Raw genomic sequence first — 5,401 nt, 5'->3', positions numbered from 1 at the left:
GCTGCCTTTGCCCAGCAGACGGAGCCGACCCAGCGGAAGGGCGAGCTCATCGTACACGATGAGCGTATTCTCGAGGGGTACCTGATGGAAGCGCACGAGCGGTGCCACGGCCTCTCCCGACAGGTTCATGAAGGTCTGGGGCTTGCAGAGGATGATGCGGCGGTCGCGCTCCCGCACCTCTCCCAGAAGCGCCTTGTTCTTGCCGCGGTCGATGGAGGTGCTGCATGTCGCCGCAAAGCGATCGACCGCGTCGAAGCCCACGTTGTGCCGCGTTCCCTCGTACTGCGCGCCGGGGTTTCCCAGCCCCACGATCAGGAAGACCCCGCTCACGGTCTGGCATTCACCTCGTGAAGAGCGGAGCGGTGACGTCTCACGAGAACAACTTGCTCACCGACATGTGGAAGTAGTTGCGGCGGATGGCCTCGCCCAGCAGCGGCGCCACAGACAGCACGGAGAACTTGCCGTGGGCGGCCTGGTTCGGCACGGGAATGGTGTCGGTGATGACGACCTCATCCATGCGCGAGTCTTCGATGATGTTCACGGCATCGCCCGCGAGGATGCCGTGCGTGGCAAGCGCCACGACGCGAACGGCGCCGCGGTCGAGGAGCGCGTTGGCCGCCCCCACCAGCGTTCCCCCGGTGGAGATCATGTCGTCGAAGATGAGCGCAGTCTTGCCCGCTACGTCACCCACGAGCTCGGTGACCTCGCTCACGTCGGGACGAGGGCGGCGCTTGAAGATGATGGCCAGCGAGGCGTGGATCTTCTCGGCGAAGGCACGGGCGCGCGCCACGCCGCCCGCGTCGGGTGACACCACCACGGTTCCCGAACCGGTCCAGCCCCGCTTCTCGACATGGGCCAGCATGACGGGAGAGGCGAACAGGTTGTCGACCGGGATGTCAAAGAAGCCCTGGATGGCGGGGGCGTGCAGATCGATGGTGATGATGCGATCGACGCTGGCCACGGTGAGAAGGTTGGCCACCAGCTTCGCGGTGATGGGCTCACGGCCGGAGGTCTTCTTCTCCTGCTTGGCATAGCCGTAGTAGGGGATCACGGCGGAGATGGTGTTGGCCGACGAGCGTGAGAGGGCGTCGACCATGATGAGCAGCTCCATGAGGCTGTCGTTGACGGGGTGACACGTCGGCTGAATGACGAAGACGTCGCATCCGCGCACGTTCTCGTCGATCTTCACCATGATCTCGTTGTTCGTGAAGCGGCCGACGGTGGCCTTGCCCAGCGGAAGCTCGAGGTAGGCGGCGATGTCACGGGCCAGCTGGGGGTTGCTGTTCCCCGTGAAGATCTTGATCTTCTCGCCCTTCAGAGACTGCATGTCTTCCTGTTCGTCAACGAGGAGCATAGGTTGAGGCCTCTCGGGATGGATTGCACGGGAGCCCATGGTTTCTCTCCCCTGAATCCATCTCCTCCAGTCACGGCGAGGCCTTCAGAAGTACGCCTTGCGCTCGCGCCGAGCGGGTGCGATCAGACCTCGGCGGCGGCTTCGGCGCGGCGCAGCACGCGTGCGGGAACTCCCACGGCCACGGCATTCTCGGGAACATCGCGGGTGACCACCGAGCCGGCGCCGGTCTTCGAGCCCCGACCCACCCGCACCGGCGCCACCAGGTTGGTGTTCGCGCCGATGTGCACGTGGTCTTCGATCTCGGTGTGATGCTTGTTCTTGCCGTCGTAGTTGCACGTGATCGTGCCCGCGCCGATGTTCACGTGGCTTCCGAGATGGGCATCGCCCACGTACGCCAGATGCGGGACCTTGCTGTGGTCGTCGATGCGGGCCTTCTTGATCTCGACGAAATCGCCGATCTTGCAGCCGCGGCCGATGTCGGTGCCCGGACGGAGGTAGGCGAAGGGACCCACCGAGGTGTCATCTCCGATGGCGGCCTCGACGACGATGGAGCTCTGCACGGTGACGCCGCTGCCGAGGCGGCTGTCGACGATGCGCGTCGAGGGCCCGATGACGCAGCCCTCTCCGATGGTGGTTGCGCCCTCGATGAGGGTGAAGGGGAGCAGCGTGGTGTCGCGTCCGATGTGGCAGCCCGGGTGGATGAAGGTGCTGGCCGGGTCGACGATGGTGACCCCTTCGGCCATGTGGTGCTCGTTGATGCGCTCGCGGAGGACCTGTGTGATCTGGGCCAGCTCCTTGCGGCTGTTCACACCGATGGAGGTGTGCGGATCGACCGCGTCGATGGGCGCGACCCGCCGCCCGTCGGCCGCGGCCAGCAGGACCATGTCGGTGATGTAGATCTCCTTCTGGGCGTTCGGCATGCCGATGCGCGGCAGATACGTGTCGAGTGCCTCTCGGGTGAAGGCATAGGTGCCCAGGTTTACCTCGGCGATGGCGCGCTGCTCTGGGCTCGCCTCGCGCGCCTCGACGATGCGCGAGACGCTGCCCGTGGCGGCGTCACGAACGATGCGACCGAGGTCGTTGGCCCAGGGCAGCGAGACCGTGAGCAGGCTCATGCACGCCTGCGGCTCGCTGAGGGCTGTCAGCAGGTCGGTGAGGTTCTCGGCTGAGATGAGCGGCTGATCGCCGCTCAGCACCATGATGCGCTTCATCTCGGGCCGGATGTGCGGGGCCGCGACCTGGAGGGCGTGTCCGGTTCCCATCTGAGGCTCTTGCACCACGGCCTGGGCGCGGTCGCCCACGGCCCGCACCACCGCCTCGCTGCCGTGGCCGACCACCAGAATGACCTGGCCGACGCCCAGATGTGAGACGTTGTCGAGCACGAACCCGATCATGGGCTTGCCCAGCACGGTGTGGAGCACCTTGGGCAGCGTCGATTTCATGCGGGTGCCCTTGCCCGCGGCCATGATGATGGCGCAGACGTCGTTCATGGTGGAGTTCCCTTCGATGTGTGAGCGGGTTGGGGAGGCGTCGCCGCTATTCCTCGGATTTGAGAACCGCGAGGAAGGCCTCCTGCGGGATCTCCACGTTGCCGATCTGCTTCATGCGCTTCTTGCCCTCTTTCTGCTTCTCGAGGAGCTTGCGCTTTCGGGTGATGTCACCGCCGTAGCACTTGGCGAGCACGTTCTTGCGCATGGCCTTGACCGTCTCGCGTGAGATGACGCGCCCGCCCAGCGTGGCCTGGATCGGCACCTCGAACATCTGACGCGGGATGACCTCCTTGAGGCGCTCGACGATGCGACGCCCCTGGTCCTGGGCTTTGTCCTTGTGCACGATGCACGAGAGGGCGTCGACCTTCGAGCCGTTCACGAGGATGTCCATCTTCACCAGGTCGGCCGCCTTGAAGCCCTGCAGCTCGTAGTCGAGGGATGCGTAGCCGCGCGTGCGTGACTTGAGCTGGTCGAAGAAGTCGGTGATGATCTCGGCGATGGGCATCTCGTATGTGAGCAGGCAGCGCCTCTCGATGGGGAACTCCATGTTGAGGAACTCGCCACGGCGGCTCTGGCAGAGGTCCATGACGTTGCCCACGTAGTCTTCCGGGCACATGATGGTGACCTTCGACACCGGTTCCTCGATGAGGCGCAGCTCCATCTGATTGGGCAGCTGGGAGGGGTTCTCGATATGCAGGCGCTCGCCGGTGACCTTCTCGACCCAGTACACCACAGACGGGGCGGTGGCGATGAGGTTGAGGTTGTATTCGCGCTCGAGCCGCTCTTGCACGATCTCCATGTGCAGCAGGCCCAGGAATCCGCAACGGAATCCGAAGCCCAGGGCCAGCGAGGTCTCCGGCTCCCAGCAGAGCGCTGCGTCGTTGAGCTTGAGCTTCTCGAGCGCGTCGCGCAGATCGTTGTACTCCATGTTGTCGACCGGATAGAGCCCGCTGTACACCATGGGGAGCACGTTTCGGTAGCCGGGCAGCGGCTCGCTCACGCCTCCGACAGCATTGGTGATGGTGTCTCCGACACGGGTGTCGCCGATGTTCTTGATGTTCGAGATGAGGTAGCCCACGTCACCCGCGGAGAGCTTCTCGATGGCGCGCATGGCGGGTTTGAAGATGCCCACCTCGTCGATCTCGAAGTCCTTGTCTGTCGACATGAAGCGGATCTTGTCGCCCTTCTTCATCTCGCCATCGACCACGCGCACGAAGCAGACCACGCCGCGATAGGTGTCGTACTGCGAGTCGAAGATGAGCGCGCGAAGCGGGGCTGAGGCGTCGCCACGGGGCGCGGGGACGCGCTTGACGATGGCCTCCAGCGTGTCGGTGATGCCGATGCCGTTCCGGGCGCTGGTGAGCACGGCGTCGTCGGCGGGCAGCGAGAGGATCTCCTCGATCTCGTTGCGCACGCGTTCCGGTTCAGCGGCGGGCAGGTCGATCTTGTTGATGACCGGGATGACCTCGAGGTTGTTGTTGATGGCCAGGTAGAAGTTGGCCACGGTCTGCGCCTCGACGCCCTGCGAGGCGTCGGCCAGCAGTAGGGCGCCTTCGGCGGCGGCGAGGCTGCGCGAGACCTCATAGGTGAAGTCGACGTGCCCAGGGGTGTCGATGAGGTTCAAGATGTAGCGCACGCCGTCGGCCGCGAGGTACTCGAGGGTGACGGGGTGTGACTTGATGGTGATGCCGCGCTCGCGCTCGAGGTCCATGCTGTCGAGCACCTGTTCCTGGATCTTCTCGGGCGCCATGGTCCCGGTGACCTCGAGGAGGCGATCTGCCAGCGTGGATTTCCCATGATCGATGTGTGCGATGATGCAGAAGTTTCGGACGCGGCTCTGCCGGGAGTCGCCAGTCGGCTTCAAGGGGTGGGTACCTGCCTGTTCTACGTGAAACGACGTGAGGGGCGTCGTGGTACGGGATGCGCGGAAGGGTAGGGCGCGACCAGAGTATTCTATGGGTTGCCCGGCGGGGTGTCAAGGTCGCGATGGCGGCGGGATCGGCGCCGGGCGGCGTCGAACGCGTGGCCTGAGGTAACGCCATGCTCTACTCTCTCGAGCCCGCTGAGAGCGCCCAGGCTGAAGAGGCCGGCGCCCAGGCTTTCCGCACGACCCGGATCATCCGCAGCAAGAAGCGTCGCAAGACCGTTGCCGCTCGCGTCGAAGACGGCGTGCTCATCGTCTACCTGCCCGCACGCATGTCGGAGGAAGAGGGGCGTGCCTGGGTCGACCGCATGGCCGCGCGCTTCCGCGGACGAGCCGAGCGAGACGCCGACGCCGCCCAGGCCGACCTGAAGCGACGCGCCGCTCGCCTGAACCGGAAGTACTTCGAGGGGCGTCTCGAGTACGCGTCGATTGTCTACGTCACGAACCAGACCTCGAAGTACGGGTCGTGCAGCCCAGGCAGCCGTCGCATCCGCATCTCGCACCGGATGGCCTCGGCCCCCCCGTTCGTGCTCGACTACATCATCGTGCACGAGCTGGCGCACCTCATCGAAGCCAATCATGGGCGTCGCTTCTGGAAGCTCGTGCATCGCTATCCGCTGGCCGAGCGCGCCA

Annotated in this window: 5 protein-coding genes; 1 reads left to right on the top strand and 4 read right to left on the bottom strand. The window is 65.1% G+C overall.

Features of this window, described 5'->3' with window-relative positions:
• The 4 genes from EB084_18705 to EB084_18690 all read right to left on the bottom strand — a co-directional run.
• The coding region (locus EB084_18705) for a peptidyl-tRNA hydrolase (GenBank protein ID NDD30293.1) at positions 1-330 on the bottom strand (330 nt) is incomplete at its 3' end.
• 40 nt (positions 331-370) lie between these two features.
• Positions 371-1,327, bottom strand: coding sequence for a ribose-phosphate pyrophosphokinase (locus tag EB084_18700; GenBank protein ID NDD30292.1), 957 nt, complete (start codon positions 1,325-1,327; stop codon positions 371-373).
• 149 nt (positions 1,328-1,476) lie between these two features.
• Complete coding sequence (gene glmU, locus EB084_18695; GenBank protein NDD30291.1) at positions 1,477-2,844, bottom strand: UDP-N-acetylglucosamine diphosphorylase/glucosamine-1-phosphate N-acetyltransferase; 1,368 nt, start codon at positions 2,842-2,844, stop codon at positions 1,477-1,479.
• 46 nt (positions 2,845-2,890) lie between these two features.
• A complete protein-coding gene (locus tag EB084_18690) occupies positions 2,891-4,708 on the bottom strand; it encodes an elongation factor 4 (protein ID NDD30290.1) in 1,818 nt (605 codons plus the stop codon).
• Positions 4,709-4,884: 176 nt separating this feature from the next.
• Between EB084_18690 and EB084_18685 the strand changes: the two genes are divergently transcribed.
• The coding region (locus EB084_18685; protein NDD30289.1) for a M48 family peptidase at positions 4,885-5,401 on the top strand (517 nt) is incomplete at its 3' end.

The sequence above is a fragment of the Pseudomonadota bacterium genome (assembly GCA_010028905.1).
Classification (GTDB): domain Bacteria; phylum Vulcanimicrobiota; class Xenobia; order RGZZ01; family RGZZ01; genus RGZZ01.
Note: the sequence above shows the minus strand (reverse complement) of the source record. Positions and strands in the feature narration are given on the sequence as shown.

Coding starts and splice junctions, on each gene's coding strand:
- EB084_18700 (NDD30292.1), bottom strand. CDS start 1,327: ATGCAGTCTCTGAAGGGCGAGAAGATCAAGATCTTCACGGGGAACAGC.
- glmU (NDD30291.1), bottom strand. CDS start 2,844: ATGAACGACGTCTGCGCCATCATCATGGCCGCGGGCAAGGGCACCCGC.